This window comes from Pyrobaculum neutrophilum V24Sta (genome assembly GCF_000019805.1).
GTDB lineage: Archaea > Thermoproteota > Thermoprotei > Thermoproteales > Thermoproteaceae > Pyrobaculum > Pyrobaculum neutrophilum.
The window spans coordinates 329,147-355,272 of record NC_010525.1 but is presented as its reverse complement, the minus strand read 5'-3'; the positions used below and the strand labels follow the sequence as shown (position 1 = coordinate 355,272).

Annotated in this window: 18 protein-coding genes; 1 reads left to right on the top strand and 17 read right to left on the bottom strand. The window is 58.1% G+C overall.

What is annotated here, in order from left to right; genetic code table 11:
• Positions 1–30 precede the first annotated feature (30 nt).
• The 9 genes from TNEU_RS01945 to TNEU_RS01905 form a co-directional block, all read right to left on the bottom strand.
• Positions 31–783: an ABC transporter ATP-binding protein gene (locus TNEU_RS01945; RefSeq protein WP_012349758.1), complete on the bottom strand. Its 753-nt coding sequence runs from the start codon at positions 781–783 to the stop codon at positions 31–33.
• Positions 770–1,786: a FecCD family ABC transporter permease gene (locus tag TNEU_RS01940; protein ID WP_012349757.1), complete on the bottom strand. Its 1,017-nt coding sequence runs from the start codon at positions 1,784–1,786 to the stop codon at positions 770–772. Before TNEU_RS01940 ends, TNEU_RS01945 begins: the two co-directional genes overlap by 14 nt.
• Complete coding sequence (locus TNEU_RS01935) at positions 1,774–2,964, bottom strand: iron ABC transporter substrate-binding protein (protein ID WP_012349756.1); 1,191 nt, start codon at positions 2,962–2,964, stop codon at positions 1,774–1,776. Before TNEU_RS01935 ends, TNEU_RS01940 begins: the two co-directional genes overlap by 13 nt.
• 22 nt (positions 2,965–2,986) lie before the next feature.
• Complete coding sequence (locus TNEU_RS01930) at positions 2,987–3,712, bottom strand: Rossmann-like domain-containing protein (protein ID WP_012349755.1); 726 nt, start codon at positions 3,710–3,712, stop codon at positions 2,987–2,989.
• A 20-nt stretch (positions 3,713–3,732) separates the two neighbouring features.
• Positions 3,733–4,212: a hypothetical protein gene (locus TNEU_RS01925; RefSeq protein ID WP_012349754.1), complete on the bottom strand. Its 480-nt coding sequence runs from the start codon at positions 4,210–4,212 to the stop codon at positions 3,733–3,735.
• A 24-nt stretch (positions 4,213–4,236) separates the two neighbouring features.
• Positions 4,237–5,955 (bottom strand): AMP-binding protein, encoded by a 1,719-nt coding sequence (locus TNEU_RS01920; RefSeq protein ID WP_012349753.1) that lies wholly within the window; start codon positions 5,953–5,955, stop codon positions 4,237–4,239.
• A gap of 722 nt (positions 5,956–6,677) precedes the next feature.
• Entirely contained in the window at positions 6,678–6,950 is a 273-nt protein-coding gene (locus TNEU_RS01915) for a hypothetical protein (RefSeq protein WP_012349752.1), read from the bottom strand.
• Between the two features lie 212 nt (positions 6,951–7,162).
• Entirely contained in the window at positions 7,163–9,340 is a 2,178-nt protein-coding gene (locus tag TNEU_RS01910; protein WP_012349751.1) for a thermopsin family protease, read from the bottom strand.
• Between the two features lie 217 nt (positions 9,341–9,557).
• Positions 9,558–10,577 (bottom strand): ATP-binding protein, encoded by a 1,020-nt coding sequence (locus tag TNEU_RS01905; protein ID WP_012349750.1) that lies wholly within the window; start codon positions 10,575–10,577, stop codon positions 9,558–9,560.
• Between the two features lie 169 nt (positions 10,578–10,746).
• Here TNEU_RS01905 and TNEU_RS01900 point away from each other — a divergent pair, with 169 nt between their 5' ends.
• A complete protein-coding gene (locus TNEU_RS01900) occupies positions 10,747–11,037 on the top strand; it encodes an MFS transporter (RefSeq protein WP_148682274.1) in 291 nt (96 codons plus the stop codon).
• Positions 11,038–11,337: 300 nt separating this feature from the next.
• Here TNEU_RS01900 and TNEU_RS01895 read toward each other — a convergent pair whose 3' ends face one another.
• The 8 genes from TNEU_RS01895 to TNEU_RS10460 all read right to left on the bottom strand — a co-directional run bounded on the left by TNEU_RS01895 (position 11,338) and on the right by TNEU_RS10460 (position 26,102).
• A complete protein-coding gene (locus tag TNEU_RS01895; protein ID WP_012349749.1) occupies positions 11,338–11,970 on the bottom strand; it encodes a hypothetical protein in 633 nt (210 codons plus the stop codon).
• A 30-nt stretch (positions 11,971–12,000) separates the two neighbouring features.
• Positions 12,001–12,720 carry an anaerobic ribonucleoside-triphosphate reductase activating protein gene (locus tag TNEU_RS01890; protein ID WP_012349748.1) on the bottom strand — a complete coding sequence of 240 codons (720 nt, stop codon included), beginning with the start codon at positions 12,718–12,720 and terminating at the stop codon, positions 12,001–12,003.
• Positions 12,720–14,540, bottom strand: a complete 1,821-nt coding sequence (locus tag TNEU_RS01885) for an anaerobic ribonucleoside triphosphate reductase (protein ID WP_012349747.1) — start codon at positions 14,538–14,540, stop codon at positions 12,720–12,722. The genes TNEU_RS01890 and TNEU_RS01885 overlap by 1 nt, the downstream gene beginning before the upstream one ends.
• 112 nt (positions 14,541–14,652) lie before the next feature.
• Entirely contained in the window at positions 14,653–16,701 is a 2,049-nt protein-coding gene (locus TNEU_RS01880) for an ABC transporter substrate-binding protein (RefSeq protein WP_012349746.1), read from the bottom strand.
• 29 nt (positions 16,702–16,730) lie between these two features.
• Entirely contained in the window at positions 16,731–20,294 is a 3,564-nt protein-coding gene (bchH, locus tag TNEU_RS01875) for a magnesium chelatase subunit H (protein WP_012349745.1), read from the bottom strand.
• Positions 20,291–22,204, bottom strand: a complete 1,914-nt coding sequence (locus TNEU_RS01870; RefSeq protein ID WP_012349744.1) for an ATP-binding protein — start codon at positions 22,202–22,204, stop codon at positions 20,291–20,293. The genes bchH and TNEU_RS01870 overlap by 4 nt, the downstream gene beginning before the upstream one ends.
• Entirely contained in the window at positions 22,204–23,715 is a 1,512-nt protein-coding gene (locus tag TNEU_RS10465) for a cobaltochelatase subunit CobN (RefSeq protein ID WP_148682273.1), read from the bottom strand. Before TNEU_RS10465 ends, TNEU_RS01870 begins: the two co-directional genes overlap by 1 nt.
• A complete protein-coding gene (locus TNEU_RS10460) occupies positions 23,712–26,102 on the bottom strand; it encodes a cobaltochelatase subunit CobN (RefSeq protein WP_148682272.1) in 2,391 nt (796 codons plus the stop codon). Before TNEU_RS10460 ends, TNEU_RS10465 begins: the two co-directional genes overlap by 4 nt.
• Between the last annotated feature and the right edge of the window lie 24 nt (positions 26,103–26,126).

Sequence of the window (26,126 nt, the reverse complement as noted above, 5' to 3'; positions counted from 1 at the left end):
ATACATCTTAATTATGTATTACGGTATATGTTATCCCGGCGGTTGCTGGGGGATGACGGCGGGGATTTCCCAAAGTATTTTCGTCTTGACGCCGTAGACGTCGTATATGACGTCTTCTCTAAAGACGGCTTTGGTAGGCCCCGCGGCGTATACCTCCCCGCGGGACATAAATATGGCGTAGTCGGCGTACCTCAGTGCCATGTTTAAATCGTGTAGAACAGCCACCACGGTGACGTCGCTGGAGAGCTTCCTCAACAGCGAGGCCACCTCCAGCTGATGTCTCAGATCTAGGTTGTTGAAGGGCTCATCCAGCAGGAGGACCCTCGGCTCCACCGCGAGTGCCCTAGCCAGGAGGACCAGCTGGAACTCGCCGCCGCTCAGCTCCTCCAGAAACCTATCCCTTAGGTGGCTAACCCCAACGCGCTTGAGGGCCTCCTCGGCGGCTCTGTAGTCCCCGGCGGTGGGGAAGAAGCGGAAGTAGGGCTTCCTAGAGCTCACCACCAGGTCGATAACCCTCAGCCGGCCTCCTGGGGCGGCCCTCTGCGGGACGTAGCCCACCGTCCTATACAGCTCCTCCCTCCGCGGAATCCTCCCGTCGAAGTACACCGCCCCCCTCCTGGGCTTTAGGACAGACGCCATGATCTTCATGAGGGTGCTTTTCCCAGCCCCGTTTGGCCCAAGCACCGCCGTAAAAGACCTCGGCGGGATTTCCACGGTGACCCCCCTAAGCGCCTGCCGCGAGGGATAGCTGAACTCAACCCCCTCTATCCTAATACTCACCATACCTCCTCAGCCTAAAGAGCAGAGCCAGTATGAAGGCAGCCCCCACGAAGCTCAAGGTGATCCCCACCGGAATTATCACGGGAGGCTTCGCCAGCCTCCCCACGACGTCTGCCCCCAGCACAAGGGCGGCGCCGGCCGCCGCGGAGGCGGGGATAAGCCTCGTGTGGCTCCCCCCCACTAAGAGCCTCGCTATGTGCGGAGCCGCCAGGCCCACGAAGCCGATGACCCCCGTGAAGGACACCAACACCGCCACCACCAGCGTCACGGCCACGAGGGTGGTCAACCTCAGCCTGGCGGGGTCCACCCCCGAGGTCTTCGCCACCTCCTCCCCCACGGCCACCAGGTTGTACCCCGCCGAGTTGGCGAGGAAGTAGAGAGCTGAGGCGGCCGCCACGGCGAGAAGCATAAAGCTCTCCCAGTAGCCGGGCCTCCCCACGTCTCCAAAAGTCCAGAAGACCACAGCCGCCGTCTGTATATCGTTGAGGTAGAGGTACTGGAGGAGGGCCAGCGCCGCCTGATACACAGAGGAGACCACCACCATCGCCAGAACCACAGAGGCCACGCTGAAGCCGGTCAACGAGGCGAGGAAGAGCACGAGGAGGCCGTTCAAGAGAGCCGAGAGGAAGGCCAACCCCACGACGAGGTAGGGGTTGGATATGTCCAGCAGACCGCGCGTCACTGTCCCCGCCCCCGCCACCATCACCGCCACAGCCACGCCCAAGGCCGCCGCCTGGGGGATCCCGAGGGTGAAGGGCGAGGCGAGGGGGTTCCTCAAAACCGCCTGTAGAGCGGCCCCCGCCACAGCGAGGGCGGCCCCCACCGCCACAGACGCCACAGCCCTCGCCAGACGCATCTTCGCCACAAGCGCCTCAGGCCCAGACCCCCACAACGCCGCCTTAAGCACATCCAGAGGGCCGTAGCTGTACGCTCCAACAGAAAGCGAGTAGAGGAAAAGCGCCGCCAACACCCCAACCAACAGGAGATACGACGCTAAGACCCGCATTTGAACTCCGTCAGCTGTCTAAATCCTCCTTTGAAATCCTTGGCTACCGCCGTGTAGAGGGGCGCGCCGAGGAACTCCCTATAGATCTCGTCAGCCTTAGCCACAGGATCCACATCCCTAAACGCCTCCGGATAAAGCACCTTACCCATAAAGTAGGCATCAGCAAAGAGCGTAGCGATGTTGCTCCAGTAGTGGTTAAAGGGCAGTATCCCGTATACCCTCCCCTCTCTAAAGGCCTTAAGAGAGCAGTACCTATCCCGGCTCTTGTTAAAGTCCTGCGCCACCAGGGCGTAGTTCCCCAAGTCGATGAAGATCACGTCTGGCTGCTCCTTCAAGAGCGCCTCCCAGTCGATCTTGGCCCCCGGCTGTATGCCGTATTTATCTGCGACGCCCGGCGTGTTTAGCAAGACCAGCGGCGGGAACTTCGACATGGTGCTCTCGAAGGGCTGGCCGCCCTTGTAGGAGATTGCGCCTACGTACACCTTCGGCCTTTGGGTTATGTTGGCGGTGCGCCTCTTGAGATCCTTGATCAAATCCTCCATGTATCTAACCAGCTCCTCAGCCCTCTCCTCTCTACCCAACACGACGCCTAACGTCCTCAGCGACTGGAAGAGAGTGGTGAAGTTTACCCCGCCCACGGCGTTGCTGTACGAGACCACCACCACGGGTATGCCGGTTTTCTCCTGTACTTGGTCGGGGGAGTTGGCCAGCACCGGAGACATAACGATTACGTCGGGGCCCACCTTCATAACAGCCTCAAAGTTGACGGGGCTGTCGGGGCCGCCCTGGCCGATCACCGGGAGCGAGGTGAGGTTTTTTGCCCAGAGGATGTAGCCGTAGTCTCTACCCCGCGGTGGCCTCTTCTCTATCTCTTCTATCCCGGCTAGTTTGTCTGTGGCGTTGAGATATACCACGAGCCTAAGCGCCCCCGGCCCCAAAGCCACAACTCTAGACACAGGCGCCTTCACAGACACCCGCCGCCCCAACACATCCACCACCTCCACAGCACGGGCGGTGGGAGGCGGCGTAGCCGTTGAAACGCCAGTCGCGGCGGGTGGAGGGGCCGTGGTTTGAGCCGGGGGAGCGGCGGTCGGCGCCCCCGGCTGTTGGGAGAGATAGTAGGCTAAAAGAGCTAGGATTATGAGTGCGGCGATTCCCAGATAGATGGCTTTCCTCATGGCCGTAGTATGTTATGTGTATTTAAGTATTAACGGATAGGGCGTAGGGGGTGCCTAGGTCTCTGTGTAGCGCTAGGGAGATGTAGCGGCCCAGCTTGAGGTGGCGTATCGTCGGCTCAATGTTGAACTTCATGGAGGCCACCACATGTACCCCGGTGCCCCTCAGCGCGTCTGGGTGCACACCTGCCGTGGGGCCGGTGAGTATGTTTACCCCCCGGGAGGCGGCCAACACGTCGTCGATTGTGAAGTTCAGCAGGGTCATGCCGGTGATTATGACCGTCCTGCAGCGGGGGAGGAGGATCCTCTCCTCCACCTCGGAGTACGCGCCGAATCTGAGGTGGGGCGACTTCTCGAATACGTAGACCTGGTGGCCCCTCCTCCTGAGGGACTCGGCGAGCGGCCCCATGTTGCCTACTAGACACACGGGGTCCCCCGCGTAGTACTTCATCAAGTCGCCCGGCTCCACAGGCCCGAGGTGGTACTGAGAGACGGCGTTTACCATCGCCACGCCCAGCGCTCTGTTTATGGGGTGTAGATCCACGACGAATTCGGCCATTTCCTCCAGCGCGGGTGGCCTCACCTCGCCTAGCTCGTGGAGGTCCTCCCTAGGTACGTGGGCGAAGCCCAGCGCCCTCCCCCGCGGCCCCTCGACCACTACGTAGACGCCCGAGAGACATACGCAGTAGTCCAGCACCTTCAGGCCCTCCGCCATCTGCGAGACGTACTCCGCCACCCTCCTAACAAGCACGTAATACAAAAAGACAGGTTTTATAACCTCACCGGCTCCCTAAGCAGATTCACCAGCGCGGCGAGCTTTACGGCATCCGCCACCGCCGGCACAAGCCATAGGCCAAACAGCGTGAGGGGGAGGCTGTAGGCGTAGGCCGCCGCCGAGGCTAGGAAAACCCCCCTCCACCTCCCCGCCAGCCTCCGATATATGAAGTAGCCCATGACGGGCTCCCCCCAGTAGGCCGCCGCGATTAGGTACCCGCCGGCCTCCCACCCAGCGGAGAGAAGCGCCACGCCGGCCGCCGCTGTGGGGACCACCAGAAGGCCGAGGAGGAGGAAGAGGCGCTCCCCAAGCGCCTTGGAGAAGCTGTAGAGCGCGCCGGCCGCCAGCGCCGTGAGTAGGTACATCCCGGCTAGGTTCGCCGGGTGGCGCAGGCCGAGATACGATACGGAGGGCAACAGGGCTAGGATCACGACGGCGGCGATTGTGCTGATCCAGAGACCTCTCCTAAGCCACACGGCCACCTCACATACAGATATAAGCTATTCCGCCACCACCTCTGCGGGCTCCGCTATGGGGCCCACCATCTCCCGCACAAGCCTTCTGACGTCCTCTGCTCTGTGGCCCCCCTTGACCTTCACCACCGGGGCCTCGAACTTCAGGGGGTCCCTCACCTTCCCCACCTCCGCCTCGGCGCCCAGCGCCCTCCACAGAGCCTCCTTGATCTCCCCGGGGCTTATCCTGTAGCCGTTTACCTTAAGCACTCCGTCTCTCCTCCCCATCGGGAATATGTAGAGATCGCCGTCCATTACCGCCAGATCGCCCGTGTCGTATACGCCGGAGAACTCCAGCTCCGCCGGCGTGGCCGGCCAGGGGGCCTTCGCCACGAGCCTGCCCGGCCTCCCCCTCACGGGGTTGCCCAGCTCGTCCACCACGTCTAGGGCGAAGCCAGGCATGGGCGGGCCGGCGGAGCCGGGCTTCAGCGGCGTGAAGACGTAGTCCGGCAGAGGCCCCGTCACGAAGGTGCCGAACTCCGTCTGTATAAAGCTGTGTATCACGGGGATCCTCCCGCTGAGCTTCTCCGGCAGAGAGTCGACTGTGGGCGCCGTCCCAGTACCCACGTATTGGTACGTCCACCGCCAGATCTCCACCTCCATGGGCTCCGCGGTGGTTATAATCAGGCGGAGGGTGTCCAGGTTGTGCCGCTTCAATAGTTCCGGGTCCTGCCTGGAGAGGTACCGGAGGGCGCCGGCCGTGGTGACGAACACCGTCACGGCGTACCTCTCTATGATAGACCACCACCTATCCCAGTGGGGGTAGTCCGGCCCCCCCTCGTACACCACCACAGACGAGCCCACCATCAGCGGGCCGAAGAGGACGTAGGTTACGCCCGTGATCCACCCCGGGAGGACCGTACAGAAGTAGGTGTCCCTCGGCCTAACCCCCAGCCACCTGGTGGTGGCGTAGGTCTGCGTCAGATAGCCCCCCGCCCGGTGGGTAAGCGGCCTCGGCCCCTCGGGGTAGCCGGCGTGGAGGCCGAAGAGCGGGTGGCCGCTGGGGACAACCGCCTCCTCCCACGGCGCCCGCTCCACCTCCTCTAGTAAGACGTCGTTGCGGCGCCTAGCCACCCCCACGCCCATCCTAGGCACCACCAGAACCCTCACCTCCTCGGGGACGGCCTTATCCACCGCCTCCTTCACCCTCACAGGCCTCCCCCGCCTGGGGAAGGCGTCCACCGTCACAACAGCCTTCGGCCGCCTGCTGGCGACCCTCCTAGCCAGGGCGTACCACCCCCAGCCGGTGAAGACCGGCTCAAAGGGCGCCCCAATCCTGACCGCCGCGAGCATCAAAGCCACAACCTCCGGCGTAGGCGGGGCGTAGAAAACCACCCAGTCCCCCCTCCCCACCCCAAGCCCCCTCAGCACGCCCGCCATCTCCCCCACAAGCCGATCCAAATCGCCGTATGTATACGCCCTCACCTCCCCCTCCTCGCTCTCCCACACCAGCGCCACCTTATCCCACACCCAAGACCCCCTATGCCTCCCAACCACGTTCTCGTAGGGAGAGAGCTCCCCATCTGGAAACCACACTCCCCCCTCATACGCCTTAGACGGCGGCCGCCTCCACACAAGCCGCCCCGCCTCCCCCATCCAGAAGCGGAAGACATCTCTCACGCTCTCCCCATAGAGCTTGAAATAGAGGGAGAAGTCCACAGTCTTCCACTTGAGACTAGGCGGCACAACCGCCTCCCCCGAGGACATGGCCGATGGTTGCCACAGCCTTAAAAGCAATGCCCCAGCGGCAACTCTTAATAATACGTGTCCTGCGTTAACGTATGAGGTTTCGGAAACAGATGGGAGCTCCTCCAGAGGAGAGACCTCTTGGGGCTTTTAAACAAGGCGGCGGAGCTACACGGCCACATGTGCGTAGGGCTGGCACTAGGCGTGAAGACAGGCGCGAGGCGCTGGAGAGGCAAGGCGTCTTGCCAGCCGACAGCGCCGACATAATCGCTCTAGCCGACAACACCCGTTTCGCAGACGGGGTCCAGGAGCTCAACGGCTCGGCGCCGGGCAACAGCTTATCTTCAGAGACGCGGTCATATCTGCCCTTATCCTCGTCGACAGTTAAGCCGTCAGGATCTCGCTCGCCGGCCGCCTCTCCACCCCAACCATGGAGAACCCCCGATACCGGGACTACTGGAGCCGCCTACCCCAGCTCACGGAGGAGGAACGTCAATCCGGAGCCTGATGGAGGAGGCCTCGGAAGAGGTGCTGGATGCTCCAGACGCCATATTCAAGGTAGAGGAGGTGCCCCCAGACCCCATCCTCGACCCTCTAAAGAACAAGGCCGAGCTGGACCCTCTGCGAGAGATGCGGCGTCGCAACCCTAGCAGAAAGGGCGGTCGTCGTGGGGGGCCGCCACTACTGCCCAGACTGCGCAGGTCTAAAGACATATGCGGTCGTGGGGAGAAAAATCGCCGAGTTTAAGCCCCCCTCCCCCTCGCCGACTCAAACAGCTTTTTAAACTCTTCACAAGCCTCCCTATCCCCCGCGCCGCATCTCCACCCAATGGCGAACCCCCGCCGAAAGCCCTCGCTCCCCGAGAAAACGACGTATAGCAGTATGTACCAGCCGGCGGCGAAGCTAACGGCCCCCAGAAGGAGAGTAAAGGGGAATAGCAGAACGCCGATAAATATGAGGAGGAGCGCCCCAAACGCGACCCAAGCCTTGAGAATCCTCAACAGCCACTTCCCCATGTAGGAACTTGACCACCAATATAAACTTTAACAGCTACGACCAGTCAACTAATTAATGGAGTTGTATCAATCCGCATGTGGGGTGTACTCTTATGAGGGAAACCTCTTGGTCTTCTCATGAGGCAAATAACCGTAAACGGGGGACTCGAAAGCGTCGATACCTGGGATGGTCCAAGATATTGGAATCTAGAAAATAAATTTGATCCTTTCCTTTATTTGGAAAGCCCTAAATTTTTCTGTATTTTTCCGAGACCTATGTATATCAGGATAGGTCCTATAACACCTGCGGCGGGTATAAGCGCAAGTATGGCAAGCGGTATGGCTGTAAGGATGCCCCCGACCTTTATTAGACTGTTGTTGAAGAATTTCCCAATTCTATAGATCTGAACCCCGAACAAGGGCCCCCCTATGACGTATGGTATAGCCATCACCGTGGAGACGCCACCTAACATAAAAGTAGATGCTAACAAGATGATCCCAAGCTTGCCCAGGGTGATACTTCCCACATACTCCTTGAGGGCCGACAACCCGCGCCATGTTGACACGATTGCCAACACCCCCGTCAACATACTGGCAAACCACATGAAAACGCTTCCTAAGAGCGCGGTAAAGATCAGTTCAAGGACACCACTTCTTAACTCCTTCAACCCCTTGCCTAGATCTCCGCCCACAGTAGCGGTCTTGACGAGTACGACCGACGCGCCTCCTCCACCCGACCTCCTCCGCCACGCGATAATGACAACTACAATAACTATAACAAGTATAGCAATGATGGCAAAAACAATCAGCATGGAGTCAAAGATTTGGCTTGTTGGGGGTGGTGGATAGACGCTAGACGTGGGGCTCGTGGGTTGGGGCGTCGACGTTGGAGTGGCTTGGGTAGTTGTTGCCACGCTTGTTTGTGTTGGCGGCTGTGTAGACTGGGTGGAGGTAGGCCACTGCGGAGATGTAGCCGTGGAGGTGGGCGACGGGCTTGTCGTCGGAGTTGGAGATATCAGCACGTATTTAGGCTCTACTACGTATGTGGTAAACCACCTATCGCTCGGCTTCAACGTCGGCGGCTCCCTGGTGAAGTTCCCATTTACTAAGTAGCCGGCGAGTACATATCTGCCGTCTGATGCGTTGACGAGCGTCTGGTTTTCTCTTATGGTGACAGGCGCCGTTATGTAGACGCCGTAGGAGGAGCCGGTGAGTGGGTTGCTGTAGGCTACGTAGGTGAGGTAGAGACGGGGCGGCGGCGGGCTATTGACAAGCCTCTGGGGCTTCAACCCCGCCGACGCGTTTAGATAGGCATAGCCGCCTCTGTAGCTCACCACCACGTTCGTAGGCCAGCCCCCCGTGTTAACACCAAAGCTGTAGAGATCGGGGAAAGGCCGCCAAGCGCTTCCATCCCAAAACACAAGCGCCATCTCCGCCTTGAGGGAGTAGAAGGTGGTGACGTAGTACTTCCCCACCTCCCCTATGCCCAACTCAACTAACAACGGCCCGCCCGACCTGCTCAGATATCTGGCGGTTGCCACTATGTCGGCAGACTGCGCCGGAGCCGGCGGAAAGACCTTAACGCTGTATTTCTTCACCGTCGGCGGGATGTAGCCCCCGCTTCTAATGAAGACCATCGTGAAGTTTATCCACACCACTCCCCTATCTACGCCTACTGCACCGACGAAATAACCTGCGAGAGGCATCTTCGGAGATCTAAAAGATACAACCTTGTCGAAATCCGCATCTTCACTTCTGTAGACTTGGTAGTCGGCGCTGGGGAAGTATTGGTAGCCGTACCCCCCGTAGTAGGGAGTGCTGTCGCGGCTTGAGTAGTAGTAGACCTCTGCCCCCTCCTCCCAATCGCTTTTGCTTATCCAAACCACGGCCCAGTAGTGGACTGCGGTCCCGTTTACCAACCGCACCTCTACTGGTAGCCCTAGAAACACCGCCCAGCTTCCCGACCTGGTGTTTATGTCCGAGATGTTGAAGTAGCCCATGACCCACCGGGTTCTCACCTCCCCCCTGGGATAGCTAACTACGCCTGTGGTGAGGCCTTTTTCAAAAACTCTAAAGCCCACCTGGGGAGAGCGCCCTCTGCCGGCCTCTATTACAAGCCGGTAGCCGCCGGTTTGGTTCAACGGCACCGCCTTCAGCTCGCCAGGTTGCAACGTCCCGTAGTACGCTGCCTGAGCTGGCTTGCTCTGCCAGATCTGGTACTGATCCTCGGTAAAAATGTATACATTGTAGCTCTGATTGCCGGCGCTCCACATCACCACATAAGACGGCACAGAGCCCACCCAGAATCTATACTCTACATAGGCCATGTTTGGGTTCTTGGGGGCAACCAGTTGCGCACCCGCAGAAGCCGCAAGCACAAGAACACACGCAAGAAACCACCAACCCCTCATACAGTTTCCCAAGCCGCATATTTATAAGCTTTCTATGCGGCAGGCCACTTGTGATAAATTACACAACACCGCACCACCCCACCCGCCCGCTATGCACCCACTCCATCTACATTGAGAAGTCGCCACATGGCGATAACAGCGAAGACCCGCTCCCAAATCAGCGCCATAAGCTCGTTACCACACAGCTAGCTCTGACCGCCGCGTAGGTTGCTCAAGCTCAAGGGGTGAGGGCTTTTCTCACGGCCTCTCTGTGGAGGGGAGTCTGCCAGGCGAAGCTCTTCCCCACCCCGATGACTGGGTCCCTCTCGGGGGGCGGCTCGTCTATCCAGAGGCGGCCCTCCCTCTCCGGTAGCCAGTCGATGATGAGGTTTCGGTCCACCAGCGCCTCCACGAGCTTCAGAGCCTCTGCCCCCTCCTCGGCCATGTGTTTCTCCACGGCGTCTGGGTCCTCCAAGGCCTCTTGGAGAACGGCGCGTTGCCTCTGGCTAAGCGAGGCGGCCAGCTCCCGTATCCTTCTCTCCGCCGCGATCTTCGCCACGGCCCAGCCTACGTCCCAGCCCCCCGCCGCGAGCTCGCCGGCTAGGTCTGGGTTGCCGCCGGTGAGCCTCCACGCCGTGTCTAAATCGGGCTTGGGGGGAGGTATCTGGCTGAGGAGCTCCCCAAATCCAGCCCTTGGCATGTTCCACATAACTCTCAGCTCGGCCCACCTGTGTCTGCCGACCCTCCGGCGGGTCGTCCCCTCACTTGACGCCGCCAGCACCACAACCCGCTCGTAGTCCCTCGGCGGATACTCGATAAAGTTCAGAAGCGCCTTCACCAGGTGCTCCGCCCTATCTACGCCCACCGCCTGAAAGACGTCGTCGAGAAGCACCGCCACCCTCCCCCTCCCCAGCCTAACCGCCCTCGCCGCGAGCTCCAGTAGCTTGTCTAAAACCGCCGCGGGTAAATTCAGCACCTCGGCAACGCCTCTGGCGAGCTCCCTCAGATCTTCGGTGGTCAGTAGCCGCCCGCCGGCCCACTCCGCAGGGCTGTAGTAGATCACGCCGTAGCCCCACTCCTTCAAGATCTCGAAGGCCTGCCTCAAAAGCGCCGTCTTTCCGCAGCCCTCCGGACCGTATATCAACACGGGCTTGTGGGTCCCCCTCTCCGCCAGCTCCTCCACCTGTCTCAACGCCCTCTCCCTGTCGCTAAAAACCACCTGGAGCCCCCCGGCAAACCTAAGCTTAACCCTAACCACAATATGCCCACATCCACTACTTAAATAATCCGCGCCGGGCTCTGCCTCGAATTCCGGATTATGATCGGCAAAAAGGTTGGGGCAAACGTCGAAGCGGAGGGGCACATCTCCATATTTCATACAATTATAATTTAGATAATAGTTCATATGAAGAATAGTTTTTCTAGGTATGGGGTTTCGAGGTACAGTTCTTGCTAAGAAGTGGAGGCGTATAATCCCGGTGGTGTGGATCGCCTACCTCTGGGCTTTTATCGACAGGGTGAACCTCAGCGTCGCCGCCTTGGGCATGAGGGAGACGTTGGGCCTCAGCGACGCAGACTTGGGCCTTGCGGCTGGGATCTTGTTCATAGGCTACTTCATATTGGAAATCCCCGGCACATATATCGTGGAGAGGTTCAGCGCTAGGAAGTGGATCGCGAGGTTTATGATTAGCTGGGGGCATTGCCGAGAAGCTCTTTGAGGCCTACAGAAGTGGCTACTGGAAGCCAGGCGAAGAGGAGCTCAGAACCATAGAACATGCCGTGTCAGAGGCAGAATCCGCCGCCGGGCAACTAAGCGAATAAGTAAGCCCACCCCGCAGACGGCCATGTCACATATAAAGCGATTTGATACAGAAGATGAAGGCGGTCCCCCAGCCCCAGCGTGCCCGAGTCAAGACCTGTGCCCCCGGAAAGGAGGAAGTAGAGGGGAACGCCGCGGCCTCCTCGAAACATGGAGAACTCCCAGCGGCTGGACCGCCGAGGCTGGCGACCTTGGAGCGCTACCTGCCCAGCTTCTGTAGGACCGCTTCGTAGAGCTTCTCGTCGTATGGCTTCTGCTCGTGTAGAGTTAGCTCCTCCACGATCCTGACCCCGTTGGGGTATTTTACGTCGTAGATGAAGCGTGTCAGCACGTTTCCGCTCCACTCGTATCTTGCGTAGCCGCTGGAGGAGTACCTGGTAACTACCACCACCTTGCCGCCCTCCCTCTTCACCTCGTAAGGTGTGGGTAGCTGCCCCCTGAGATACTGTAGATAGATGTCGCAGGCAACGTCAAGCGTGTAAATGAGTGGTTGATGGTAGCCGGTCATCAGGAATGCTCCGTCTTTTTCTACTCCCGCTATCTCCACAGACCTCCTCGTGCCGTTGCTGTACTCCAGCTCCAGTCCCCCCATGGCGAAGTCCCTGGCCCCCGTGGCTACTAGATACCACCCGCGTCCCCTATATATCAAGCTCCCGTTCCAGTACTCCACATACATAGTATAGTTCAGCATCGTGTTGTTGAACACAAATTTACAAGTCCCCGGCGGCGCCTTACCTACCGAGAAGCGTACCGAGACTGGCAGGTGGAACAGTATGGACACCATGAGGAAGATTATCACGAAGATAAGGATTGTTACGGTTCGGATACCCATAGAGGTCAAGAATTTTTTAAAATTTGAGGCTTAGTTGGTGAAGATGCCGTAGTTCTTTATCACCACTTTTCCCAGGGCGGCGGCCAGTTTAGCTAGTTGCTGTAGGTGGCTTGGGGGCGGGTTGCAGTGTTGTCTACACCACTGGGGGTCTCTTGGGTCTGTGGTGGGTGGGCCTAGGAGCGGCTGTATCACCACCGTGACCTCGGTCTCCGCTAGGGCGTTGCTCACCTCCTCTATCCTTTTTGCGTAGGTCTCTAGGGGGAGGTTTGCGGCGGGGATTCTGAGCTCGATGGAGATTTTTCTACTTGAGGCGGTTTTTAGAGAGGTGAGGAAGTTCTGCCACAGCTGTTGCCAGTGTGGAACGCCGTACATCCGGTCCGGTATTTTTAGGTCTGTGGCTAGGTGGTCTATCTCGTCTATGACTTTTTCTAGGGCTTTGGTGAGGGTGGCGTTAGTGTTGAGGCTTCTGGCTACGCCGGCTTCCCCAGCCCTTTTGAAGAGGTGTCTCAGCTCCTCCGCCTGTAGCAGGGGCTCTCCGCCTGTGACGTGTAGATAGTCTATGTAGGGCTTGGCGCGGGCGAGCTCGTCCAGGAGCCTCTCCACGTCTAGCTCGCCGCAGTTCTGCCGCTCGGCTATCCTCCAGTTGTGGCAGAAGGGGCATCTTAGGTTGCACCCGCAGAGCCAGAGGGTGAAGGTCACTGCGCCGTGGACGTCAACTGTAGATATGCCCTTCCAACCGGCGGCCAGCATTAGTAATGCCTCCTGAGCCAGAACTCCCTCCTCCTGTAGGGGTTCCAGTTCTTGAGAGGTCTGTAGTAGCCGATTATGCGGCTCCACACCTCCACGCCCTCGTAGCCGCAGGAGGGGCACCTCTTGTAGAGCCCGGTGTAGGTTCTGCCGCAGCGGGGGCAGTGGGTCTGGGCTGGGGTGAAGCTCCAGTAGACCACCTCTGTCTCTGTTATCCTCCTGGCTAGCTTGGCCAAGGCCTCGGGGTCCGGCTCCTCCCCTAGGAATATGTGCATCATGACGCCGCCGGTGAACTCCCTCTGCACCTTGGCCTCCACCTCCACCCTCTCCCACAGCTCCATGGGGGCGTAGTAAGGGGCTACGGAGGTGCTGTATATGAGGTCTGGGAGGTACTGCGCCAGCTCTGGGTACCTCCTGGCGTCTTTAATCGCCAGCTTGGCGGCGGCGCTCTCCCCCGGCACCTCCTCCACGTTCCAGGGCGTTCCCTCCTCCGACATCCACTCCCTAGCTTTCTCTACGGCGAAGGACACCATCTTCTTCATCAGGTCGGCCGCGGCAGCCCAATCTCTGTGGGAGCCCTCTGTCCAAAGGTCGGGCTTGCCCATGTATATGGCGGCGGCCTCCGGGAGGCCTATTATGCCTATGGTGTTGAAATGCGACGTGGGGAACTCGGGCAGGTACCTCCTGACGAAGCTGTACATCTCCGTCTTGAGGAGCTTGACGTACCTCTCCCTGAGCCAGTCCAATCCCCTCTTGACAAGCTCCAGCCTCTCCCCGTAGAGCTCCCAGAACCTCCCGTCGTCTCCTCTGGCGTCGAGGGCTATGCGGGGGAGGTTGACGTCTATCACGCCAACCGACCCCGTGACGTCGGGGAGGGCCCAGACGCCGCCGAACCTCTGCTTCTCCATGCGGCTCCAGAGGTCCTCAGTCGCCAACTTCACATCTCTCTTGAGGGAGATGCGTGCACCTTTGGCGTACATGAGCTCGTTCCTGTCTATGTTTATCCTGCAACACATGGCGAAGGACCCGTCCGGGTCGACAACCCTTGTGTTAAGCCAGTAGAAGCTCCCCCTCTTGGCGGCGGTGGTGAAGACCGCCTCGAAGATCTCCGGGTCTTCCCAGAGCCAGGTGGCGGTGGTCATGAGCGTAGGTATGGGGAAGGTGAAGGGCTTCCCCTCGGCGTCTCCCTCCTTTAGAACCGAGGTTAGGGCTTTTAGGAAGAGCTTGGCCTCCTCCTCGTAGACGCCGAGCGGCTCGACCTCTTTTCCGTCGTACACAGCGCGGTCGCCGTCCAACATCTTCCTCGGCGCATTCATCGTCACTGTGAAGTTGGTAAAGGGCGTCTGGAACCCCACCCTGCTTGGGTAGTTTAGGTTGTAGACTAGCCTCTGGACGCTCTGCTTCACCGCCTTGAAGTCCAGCTTGTCGTTTCTGATGAAGGGCCCGGCGTACCACTCAACGCTTGAGAAGGCCTGGGCCCCCGTGAAGTAGTGCTGCGCCGTGGAGAGGAAGTTGGCCACGTGGTCTACGAAGGTGTCGAGGTGCCGCGCCGGCCGCGAGGCGATTATCGGCGTGACCAACCCCTGCTTCAACAGCCTACTTATCGAGTGGCCAGAGCAGTAGGGCAGGTAGGCCGAGTAGGGGAGCTTGTGTACGTAGATAAGCCCCTCCTGGTGCGCCTCGGCTACCTTGGCGGGTAGATCCACGGGCATGTGCTCCTCCAGTAGGTAGGAGAAAAAGCCGGTTGGGCTTGGGTACCTATTCGCGTTTTCGTTCACCTCCAGGGAGTTCCAAGCCAGGTACTTCTGGATCATCTCCTGCATAAATAGGGGACAAATTTCCCATATTTATATCTTACGTTTAAAATAAGTTGGGACGCTGGATCGAAATTTTCAGCCTACTCCGGCGGAGGCGAAAAAGGGGGTTAAGAACCCGTTACCCCCAGACCTGTGTGTAGGATACGCCGTACCACCTCCTGTAGTAGTAGTCGGCTACCTTGGTGAAGTTTACGTCTCTGAAGAGGTCTGGGTAGAGCTTTGTGGCTGTCCACAACACCGAGAGGGCGGCGTCCGGGGTCATCTCTGAGAGGATGGGTTTTTTGTATACTCTGCCGTTTTTCACGGCGTTTACCCCGCGGTATACCGGGTTGTTCAAGACGGCAGACTCGTTGTATCTCGCCTGCCAGGCGATGATTATCACGTCTGGGTTCCACTTAAGTATCCGCTCGGGGTCCACCTTCACGGTGTTCATGGTGGGGTAGTCGGCCGCGGCTACGTTTACCCCGCCCGCCAGCTCTATGTTTTGGCTAAAGAGGGAGGCGCCTCCCGCCACCGTCAGCGGGTCTACCCAGAGGTATAGGACCCTCGCCTTTTCTCTCACCGACGCGGTTCTGTTGGCGACAAACTTCACTATGTCCTCCATGTCGTTGACGATCTGTCTAGCCCTGGGCAATCTGTCGAAGACCACGCCGTATAGCCAGACGAGCCTCTCGGCGTCTGTGAAGTTGTTAACCACCACCTGTACCAGGGTTAGGTTAGCCCTCTGCATTGTTCTTACGTCGTCGGGGTTTACCGCCCAGTTAAACACCACCTGCGGCTTCAGCTGGACGAGAGCTTCGACGTTTACCTTGAAGCGATCTCCAGGCGTCGGCAGATTTACCACGGCGGGGAAAGCCGCCTTCATCAGAGGGGCGAAGACGCCTTGGACAGCGTCTCTCCCCACGGCGACGAGCCTAGAGGTGACGTTGAAGGCGATGGGGAGTTGATATGCGACAAAAGTGGCAAACCTCTCCACCCTGCTGGGGATCTTAACCACGTTCCCCGCCAGGTCTACCACCTCCTTCCAGTTTATGTTGTACACGGCGTAGGTCTGCGGCGGGATAGACACGCCGTACATATCTCCTAGGCGCTCTAGATCTCCCCGCCAGTCAAAGGCGTAGACGTCGGGATAGAGCACCTCCGCGATGTACTCCCTGCCGACTACGTCCCGGGGCCCCCAGTTGAATATATCCCCTATCTTAGACCCCCAGGGGACTAGGTATATCTCGCCGTTTTTATACGCCTTTAAGACGCGCCACCTCTCGTCTGATCTGATCTTGTCGAATATCCTCCCGGCGTCTTCCGCAGACGCCGCTATTAAAACCACGTCGGGGTCCCACCTTATCAACGTTTCCATGTCTATCTTAGGCCAGGCCTGGTTTGGGAACTGCTCCAACGCCATGTTTACAGCGCCGGCCTCAACCAACGCCATGCCGAAGGACGAGTTGGCGGCTAAAGACAGCGGGCCGCCGGCCAGTATGCTACTGCCGAAGATCAACACAGCCCTCTTCCTCTCCTTTATCTTCGCCGCCCCGGCCCTCAGCTCCTCAAACCTCTTGGCCATAAAGGCCTCCAGCTCCCTCGCCTTATCCACAGCCCCCGTGAGGTTGCCCAACACCTCCACAGCCCTCAACTCGTCTGGAGTCCCCCGCATAAACAACGCCACGACCGGGACGCCCGCCTCCTCAAGTCTCTTTATCACCTCGTCTGCTTTTCCATAGCCGTAGTCTGTCACCACCACGTCAGGCTTGAGAGCCACCACCGCCTCCACGTTAACCCCGCCGAATAGATCCCCAACCACCGGCTTCTTCCTCACCTCCGGCGGCAGATACTCGTCGGCGTCTACGTATCTCCCGATGCCGACGATCTTATCCCCAGCCCCCAACGCCACCAACACCTCTGCCCAGTAGGAGTTGAGCACCACGATCCTCTCGGGAGGCTTAGGAAGAACAATCCTCTTACCTCGGAAATCAACGACGACGATCTGCCGGGAGACCGCCGGGGTCTGAGCAGGCGGTTGCGTAGCGACTGCTGTGGGAGAAGCCGTAGGCGAGACAGCCGCCGTAGGCGCCGTCTGAGCGGGGGACGGCCCCTTTGGCAAAAGGAGGTATACTGCGGCAATAGCCGCCAGTATTACCACCAATAGGGAAATTATTTTCCATTTCATACGACTATGATAATAATACGTTTTAAGTATTACTCCTCTAATATGCCCTCTAGCTCTTCTGCAATTTTCTTAATTTCTTCGTCGCCTTCCCAGTAGCCTCTTCTGTGGGCTTCCTCTAGCCGTTTTATAATTTCATAAAGCGCCCATGGGTTTACTGTTTTGATTCGTTCTCTCATCTCGACATTTTTTACATACATCTCAGCTATTTGACGCCAAAACCATCTATCCACCGTGCCTGTTAACGCGGCATGCCCTAGCACATATTCCACCCTCTTGGCGATCTCCCGCGCCCCGTCGTAGCCGTGTTTAAGCATTTCCTCAGCCCACTTGGGGTTTAGTAATCTTGTCCTTAGGGCGAAGTCTACCGCCTCTTCTACCGTCCTAACTCTCATCTTTTCTCCAGTGGTGTCTACCCAATAGGCCTCCACCCTCCTTCCGGCTAGAGTCTCCACGGCTTTTTTAAGCCCGCCGAGAAATTCGTAGTAGTGGTCTAGGTCGGCTATGTCGTACTCCGTAGCGCTTCTCACTTGGCTCACCACCTCTACCTTCTTAAGGAGCTGTACGAAAAGCTCTCTCATAGCTTCGCCGTGGATATCATCGCCGTATCCATACATCATGTCTCCCACGTACACCTCGACGAGCTCCCCCTCGTTTTTCCAACTAGAGCTCTCTATGAACTCGGGGAGACGGGTGCCGTATGTCCCCGGCTTAGGGCCAAATATCCTAGTGATGCGGCCTATTTCAAGGTAGTGTTTTCTCACGTAGTTCATCTCAAGCGGTTCATCTAAGCTGGCAACTAGCTTCACCGCTCTATCTATGAGAGAGATGAGGTTGGGAAACATGTCGCGGAAGAAACCGCAGATTGTTACAACCACGTCTATCCTCGGCCTCCCGAGCTCCTCCAGAGGAATAGGCTCAAGCTCGGGAGCCCAAGGTCCGTGTTTTCTCACAAGTCTCACGCCTAAGAGCTGTAAGATTTGGCCTACCGTCTCGCCTCTGGTCTGCGCAGTTTCAAAGCCCCATAGGACGACAGCGACGCTCTCTGGGTAACGTCCGTACTTCTCCCTATACCTCTTTACCAACTCCTCGGCGAGGTTTATCCCGCGTATATACGCGGCTTTCGTAGGTATAAGCCTGGGGTCGAAGGCGTAGCCGTGGGAGCCTGTGGGGAAAACCTCTGGCGTTCTCAACGGCTCTCCGGCGACTCTAGGCTCTACATATCTCCCGTCTAAGGCCTTTAGTAAAGAGGACACTTCGTCAGACTCTAGAATTCTCTTGGCTAAATCACGTACATATCTAAACACCTCCTCGGCCTCTCCCCTCCTCTTTTTGAAATACTTAGCCGGGTCTCCCCCCGAGAGAGCTTCTTTAATCATCCTTCTCGCCTCCTCCTCCGCCTCTACAAGCAACCTCCCCCCTCCCGCCTTCTCCACTCCGTCGTAGTTGACCCCCCTCTCCTCTAGAATTAGCCTATGTAGCGATGGGACATCCCCCTCTCTCCTAAGGACAAAGGCTATGTAGTTCACTACGTCTTCTACACTCCACCTACTGCCAAAGACGTGGAGGCCCCGCGGGATCACCGCCCGTTTCATCTCCATTAGGTAGTCGTGTAATCTCTCCAAGTCGCCGCAGGGGATATTTAGTTTTCTACACTTCTCCTCTATTAACCTCCTCACGTCTTCTCCCCCCTTCTCGGCCTCCTCTAGGAGCTCCTCAAGCTCCACATATTCGCCGTAGAGATCTGCTTGTGTAAACGGCGGAGTGCCGTGTGTTATAATATAGGCGTAGCTCCTCCTCTTGGCGATAGTCATCTCAGACGGGTTTGTCACATGGTAGATGTATATGTGGGGGGTGTCGCCGATGAGAATATCAGGCCAACACCTATCCGATAACCCCACCTCTTTCCCTGGCATAAGCTCAAGCGTGCCGTGTGTACCTACATGTATTATTACGTCTGCCTTAAAGACCTCTTTAATCCAGTAGTAGAAGGCCAAGTACTGGTGGTGAGGCGGTATGTCCTTTGAGTGATACAGTTTAGATGGATCTTCGTGGAAGCCTCTGGGGGGTTGCACGCCGATGAAGACGTTGTCGAGTACTACGCCGGGGATTAAAAAGCTGTCCCCCTCTACGTTTATACCGCCTGGGGGCTCGCCCCACGTTTTTATAACCTCGTCTCTGTTGGCCAGTGTGTTAAACCACCTTAAGTATTCAGACACCGGCAACTTTGGCACATCGCCATGGCTTCCCCACTGCGGCGAGTTGACTAAAAACCTCTCTGCTATAAGACGTCGAAGCTCCTCTTTATCTAACGCCCGGGTCCTATAGCCGGCTTCTCTCAACGCCTTTAGAATTACAGCAAGGCTAGCTAAAGTGTCTAAATATGCGGCATTGCCCACATTATGCTCCCCCGGTGGGTAGTTGTATATCACAATCGCCACCCTCCTCTCTGAGGGGGGCTTCTGCCTGAGCTTTATCCAGTTAGCCACTCTCCTAGCCTTTTTCTTCACTCTCTCCTCTAAGACTACCATTTCTGCATATATGCTGTCGTCTAAACCCGCCGAGATAATAGGCTCTATTGCCCCATCTATCTCCGGGAGGGCGACGCCCCCTACAACTTCCACGGGAGAGAGACCTCTGGGATCTTTCTCCCACTGCGAAATCCTCCGCGTATAGGCGACCAAGCCGTTGAAGAGGAGAGACCCCCTTTCTTTAAACAGCTCGCGGGTGGGCTCCGGAGACCCGCCGTAGGGCCCGCCGTTTATGACAAACCACTGGAGGTTTATGACGGCGTCTACAGACCTCCCCCCTACGAGGGTGTACTTCCTCAACGCTTCCAGTTGTTTAAGTAGCCCATCTGTGACTCCTCCTGTCGCAATAAAGGCATTTACGCCGAGTTTCTCCAACTCTTCCTTTAGTTTGAGGGCTACGGGCAGAGTTTCATCGAAGTGCATACCTGCGTAGGTAAATATCAACACTACAGGCCCTTTCGTCTCTGGTGGCTCATATGTAAATCCTATGCCAGGGGTATACACTGCGAATTCTCCCACTAGCTTAGGCTCGCCGTATTTTACCCCTGCGCCGAAATACTCGGCGAGAATAAGCTTGAACAAATTAGCTAAGTTTTCCCTACCCCAGTAGGCCCAGTATTTCGTGGCCCAGATCCAATTTCTTAGATGTCTCAACGGCCCCACTGGCAACACCCTGCCCGCAGTTTCTACGGCGGATAACACCTTGGAGATCTTTGAGAAGTCTACGCGGTCTGTGTCGAAGTCTTGCTCCGGCACTCTCTTCGCTATTTCAACTCCGCTGAAGCCTCCAAGTCTTAAAAGCGCAAGTGTTCCAGGCGAGCCGCCCACCAATGGGATGACTACTTTAGCTCTGCTTTTCTCCACGGCATTTATAAGCTCCCTAGGCGCATCCCCTCTCACGTCTATTAGGATAACGTCGGCGTTTTCAACAGCGGCATAGTCCACAGAGCTGTGTATATAGTAGGTCTGTAGCTCTATGGATACGCCGGCCTCTGCCTCTACTTCCTTCGCCACGTCAAAAAGCGTACGAAGGGAGGGCTTGGTGGAGATAACTACTATCTTCACACCTCTACTACCTTGGCCGAGGTGATGCTCGCTATTAGGTCTATGTAGGTGGGGGCTGGGTCGAAGCCTCTGCCTCTGGTGGCGTATATCTCCAGCTCCACACCCGCCTTCTTTAACAGGTGGGAGAGCCTCTCTAGGTCCTCTGTTACGTTTCTATACAGTGGGACGTTGGCTTTGCCGTCTGTTATCAAGACCCCCACCACCTTGGCGTCTCTATATTTAGCCCTGAAGCTTTTGGCTATCCTATAGAGGGTCTCCAGGGCGTGGGGCAACGGCGTTCTGCCGCCGGTGGGTACGGCGGATAAGGCGGCGAGGACCTCCTCGTATTTCCTCACTGGGGGCACCACCACCTGGGCTCCGCCTCCTCTGAAGACGATCAACGAGATGTACTCCCTCCCCCTGTAGGAGGACTCCGCTAGCTTTCTCACAAGCCCCTTCGCCACCGCTATCCTCCTCAAGGCGGCCATGCTCCCACTTGAGTCAAGCAGGACGACGCGGAGGACGGGCACTCTGGCTCTTCTTACGTTTATTCTAAGATCCTCATTATCTACGGCGAGGGGGAGGCCGGCGCCTAGCCTTCTGAGCGCTGCGGCTGTCAACGTCGCGGTGATGTGTATATCCGCCGCCTCCCCCCTTGGGATCGCGTAGGTTGTAACTACGCCGTGGCTCCCGCCGATTTTAAGCTCGTAGGCTCTCCTAGCCCGCCTCCCGCCGCCCCCCTCCTCCTCCCCCCTAAGGCGGACGGGCGTCTCCCGGGGCTCGTAGGGGGGCTTCTCCTCGCCGAACTGCCTCTCCCCGCCTCCCCTCCCGCCGCCCGCCTCTCCCCCTCCCTGTCCCCCTCCGCCTCCCTGCGGCCCTCTGTCGCCTCCGCCGTCGTTCTGCTGGGGAGATGGCGGAGAGCTTGCGGGAGGCGGCGGAGGCGGCTCGAAGGGTGTTGCCCTGAGGCGGTGGGGTAGGGCGAGCTCCATGGCCTTTTTCACGTCGTCTAGGTTGACCTTGAGGCGGCCGTCGAGGGCGGCTATGGACTTGGCTGTTCTAACAACCGTAATCTCTGCCCTGTGGCTTCTGATCTTTAGGTCTGTTATAGTCTTGACTATGAACTTCATGAGGTCTTCGTCTATTTGGACGTCGTTGACTATCTGTCTAGCTCTAGATATAGCCTCCCTAAGCCTGTTCTGCTCGGGCTCCCACTTTCTGTAGAAGGCTATTGGGTCTCTGTTGAACTCCTCGACCCTCCTGATTATCTCTATCCTCTCCTCCGGGTTCATGGAGGCCTCCACCTTCACATATAGGCCGAATCTGTCTAACAGCTGGGGCCTAAGCTCGCCCTCCTCTGGGTTCATACTACCGATTAATATGAAGCGGGCTGGGTGTTTCACAGATATGCCCTCTCTCTCCACGATGTTCCAGCCCATCGCCGCAGCGTCTAACAAGACGTCTATTATGTAGTCGTCTAGCAGGTTTACCTCGTCTATATACAGTATGTTTCGGTTGGCCTCGGCGAGGAGGCCCGGCTGAAGCGCTCTTATCCCCTCGGCGAGCGCCCTCTTTATGTCGAGCGTCCCCACCAGCCTATCCACTGTGATGCTTAGGGGGAGGTCTATAACGCGCATCTTCCTCTTCGCCACCTTTATCTCGCCTCTTTTCCACTTCAGGTAGCACTCGTCGCACATCTCCGCCGGGTTGTGTGGGTTGCAACCGAAGGGGCACCCCTCTACCACCTCTATCTCGGGGAGGAGGTCGGCGAGCGCCCTCACCATAGTCGATTTGCCCGTCCCCTTGTCTCCGGCGAGGAGGACCCCGCCAATGGCGGGGTTCACCGAGACCGCCAGCAGAGCCAGCTTGGCCTTTTCTTGGCCTACAATCGCGGCGAAGGGGTAGACAACCCGGCGTTCCCTCGCCTCCTCCATCACCTCAGCTTTATCCACAGTTTTTCTATCTTCTTGACCGTCTCCTGGTTTTTCCACACGTCTACGTCCTCCGCCGTGTATATCTCTATGGAGCCTCCCTGCACCTCCCCCTCCCCCACCTCCTCCTCAAGAACGCCCTCTATCTCGCCGTATGCCTCCCTCAGCTTGTCCAGCAAGTCCTTGTCGGCTTTCCACAGGCCTCTCTGGGCCGCCTCTATGAGCCTCCTCGCGACCTCCTCAGCCGCCCATGGGTTGTTCTCAAGGAACCACTTCCTCATCTCTGGGTCTAGAATGTAGGTTTTGGCGATTTCGTCGAAAACCCACTTCTCGACGACTTTGGCCGTGGCCGACCAGCCGTAGAGGTGGAGTATCTTCCTCTGGAACTCGTTGGCGCCTCTGTAGCCGTGTTTCTTCATCTCGGAGATCCAGACGGGGTTGAGGAGCTTAGCTCTCACCACGCGCTCCACCTCCTCCCTCATGTCTCTCACCTCTACGTTAGAGACGTCGCGGGTGTCGACGGTCACGATCTTCACGTTTTTCCCGCTTACCGCCTTGGCGGCGTTGTAGAAACCGCCGTGGTAGGAGTAGTAGCAACAGCAGCCGAATATGTCGAACTCGTCGCTTTCGTGGTTTCTATTTACCACGTCGACATAGCGGAGGTTCAACATCAGGGCCTCGGGCGCGGGCTTCCCGTAGCTCCTCCTGGTGTACATATAGCTCGACCACTGGATCCAGACCTTGGCCAAATCCTCGTCTGTCCTCCAAGCCGAGGCCTCCACAGCGTAGTTTACCCCCGCCCCGTATGCGCCTGGAGGCTCGGCGAAAACCCTCGCCTTGGCCATCTCCTCCACGTCGCCCTCTACCCCCTCCGCCTTGAGCTTCAGCAGGTTCTCCAGGTAGTGCTTCTTCACGTAGTTCACCTCAAGCGGCTCGTCCAGCGCCACGACCTTAGCCACCGCCTCGTCTATTAGGTGGACGTAGTTGGGCAGGGTGTCTCTCACGATGCCGCTTATTCTAACCAACACGTCTATCCTCGGCCTCCCCAGCTCCTCCAGAGGGATGGGCTCGACCCCCCTCACGCTCCCGCCGGAGTCCCACACAGGCCTTACCCCAATTAGGTAGAGGATCTGGGCCAACTGCTCTCCGTCTGCCCTATACGCGTCTTTCGACCAGAGGACCTCCCCCACGGACTCGGGATACCTCCCCTCCTCCTTGAGGTAGTACTCGAGGAGCTTCTTGGCGGACTGTACGCCTATTTCCCAAGCCGCGGGGGTGGGCATCTGGGTTGGGTCGACGGCGAAGAAGTTGCGGCCGGTGGGGAGGATCTCGAGCTTCCCCCGGGTCAACGACCCGGCGGGCCCCGGCTCCACGAAGCCGCCCTCCAGCCCGTTTAGAAAACCTCCGTACTCCGCCTCGCCGCTTTCTCTAACGAGCTCCACAGCCTTAAGCACGTTTTTAAACGCCTCGGCGAGCCTCTGCGCCTGTCTAGAGATCGCCTTGGCCTCGGTCATAGCCCAAAGGCCGTCCTCACCTCCTCCACCGCCTTCACCACCGCCTCTTCTGTTAGCCCCGCGCTTGTGTATCCGCTCTCCACTAGCCTCTTCGAAACGGCATACGCCATCTCCTTCAACTTCTTGAGAAGCTCGTCGTTTGTCATACCGAGTTTGTTCACCTCTCCGGGCCTCCTCCTAAGCTCGTCGTAGTCGAAGCCGAGGTACTCAGCCAACGCCCTCACGACCGAGGGGTACCTCGCCGTGTCCTTGAGGAATATGGTGGTGCCATATCTGGCGAGTTTCTCCACGTCGCTTGTGGGGTGGCCGAAGATGTGGAGCCCCAGGTTTATCTCGGTGTCGCTCACCATCCGTAGGTAGTTGTGGACCTCCTCCACGTAGTCGTCTGGGTCGTCGGTTTTCACCCTGGGCTTGACGTGGGCCTTCTCCGCCTCCTCCCTAATCTTGGCGTACAGGATCTTGGCCTGCTCGTAGTTGCCGTTCTGCTTTGCTCTCCAGTAGTCGTTGACCAACTTCTCCAGCTGTTCAAACACCTCTGCCGTGTCCATCGGCGGGTAGAGGTGGTCTATAATCACGGCGTAGCTCCTCCTCTTTGCAATCACGCCCTCCATGGGGTTGGTGAAGGCGTAGACGTAGAGGTGGGGGACGTCGTCTACGCTTATCTCGGGCCAGCTTGAGACGTCTAGGCCTACGCCTTTGCCTGGGCGGAACTCCAAAGCGCCGTGTGTGCCGAAGTGTATTAACACGTCTGCGCCGAAGACTCTGGTGGCCCAGCGGTACGCGGCTAGCCACTGATGCGGCGGGGAGATGGTTGGGTCGTGGAGGATTCTACAGACTCTCCCATCGCACCGAGGACCTGCGCAGCCGAACTTAGGCTGAGGCATTATCAACACGTTGCCGAAGACCACGCCGGGTATTACGAACTTGCCTTGGTAGACCATCCCCACAAACAGCTTGTTGAACCTCCCGCCTAAGACGTCGGCTGGGCGGCCCCAGTCTTTCACCATCTTCTCTCTCACGTCGGGGGGAAGCTCGTTAAACCACCGCATGTATGTGTCTAAGTCGACGAAGCCCACGGCGCCGCCCGACTTGACTATAGTCTCGACGGAGGTCCACCTAAACTCGCTGATTGCCTTCCTCGAGAGGATGAGCTTTATCAAGGCCTGCCCGCTCTCCGGGATCTCCCCCCCTACGATATAGCCTAATTCCCTCAGCCTCTTTAACAACCTCACCACAGACTCGGGCACGTCCAGCCCTAGGCCAACCCCCACGTTGGCCTCAAGGCCTTTACACGGCGGATTTATGAGCACTATGGCGATCTTCCTCTCGCTAGGCGACTTCCTGGAGAGCCTTATCCACCTCTTCACCCTTCTGACGAGGTAGGACACGTGGGGTTCGTAGACGTCCGCCACCTTAGCCCCATCTCTGTTTACCCTAGTGCCGACTAGGAAGAAGGGCTCGATCCCGCCGTCCACCTCCGGCATAACGACGTAGTAAACCTGGCTCATATAGTCGATTCCCTCGGGGCTGTCTAGCCACTCCCTCACAGTCTGGCGCGAGGACTGGGCGGGCGTAATGATGGGGACGTTGAGCATCTTCAGGAGACCAACGCCGTCTGCCACCCTCATCCTGTTGGGATCCAGAGTCCACCTACCTCTGTCGAGGATGAAGAAGGAGGTCAGGTTCACCACCGCGTCTACAACAGGTCTGCCGCCGCGTATGAAGTACCTCGCCGCCGACTCCTCCTTGGAAGGCGCCTTCAATATGTCGTCGCGGAAGCCGTAGGTGAAGACGGCGATGACGTTGACCCCCTCTTTCTCGAACTCCTCTATGAGCCTATCTACGTGTTTTGTGTTGCCGTAGAGCCAGTTTGTCCTGTAGAACAGTATCCCCACCGTCTCCTCCCCCCTCTTCTCGTACCTCCTCATGTACTCCTCTAGGTCTGTGAAAACGCCGTATTTCGGGTGGTAGATGCCGTCCCAGGGGATGGGCTCCACGTCCTCTACCTCCACAGCCACGCCGAGCTCCCTAAGGAGGAGACGCACAACGTTTCGAAGGTTTTTCTCTCCCCCGGTTACGAAGTACCGCCTAGCCTCGATCCAGAGGTCCGGCCTACCTCTTACGATGTCTGGGTGGTACTCGGGGTTTAGAGAAACCACGACCTTAGCCCTGGACCTTCTTATGGCAGATTCCACCTCTGGGGCAAGCTGGTGTGTATAGATCAACACGGCGTCGCTCTCCTTTAAAAAATCGGCGTGGGCAGAGGCGGCCGCGTCGGAGGTCACGAGGTATTCAAAACCCAACTTCTTCGCCTCCTCCTCCGCCACCTTAGCTAAAACCGGCAACATAGAGCCGCCGTAGCCCACGATAAAAGACAGCCGGAGCATAGCTGTATTACGTTACTTCTATTT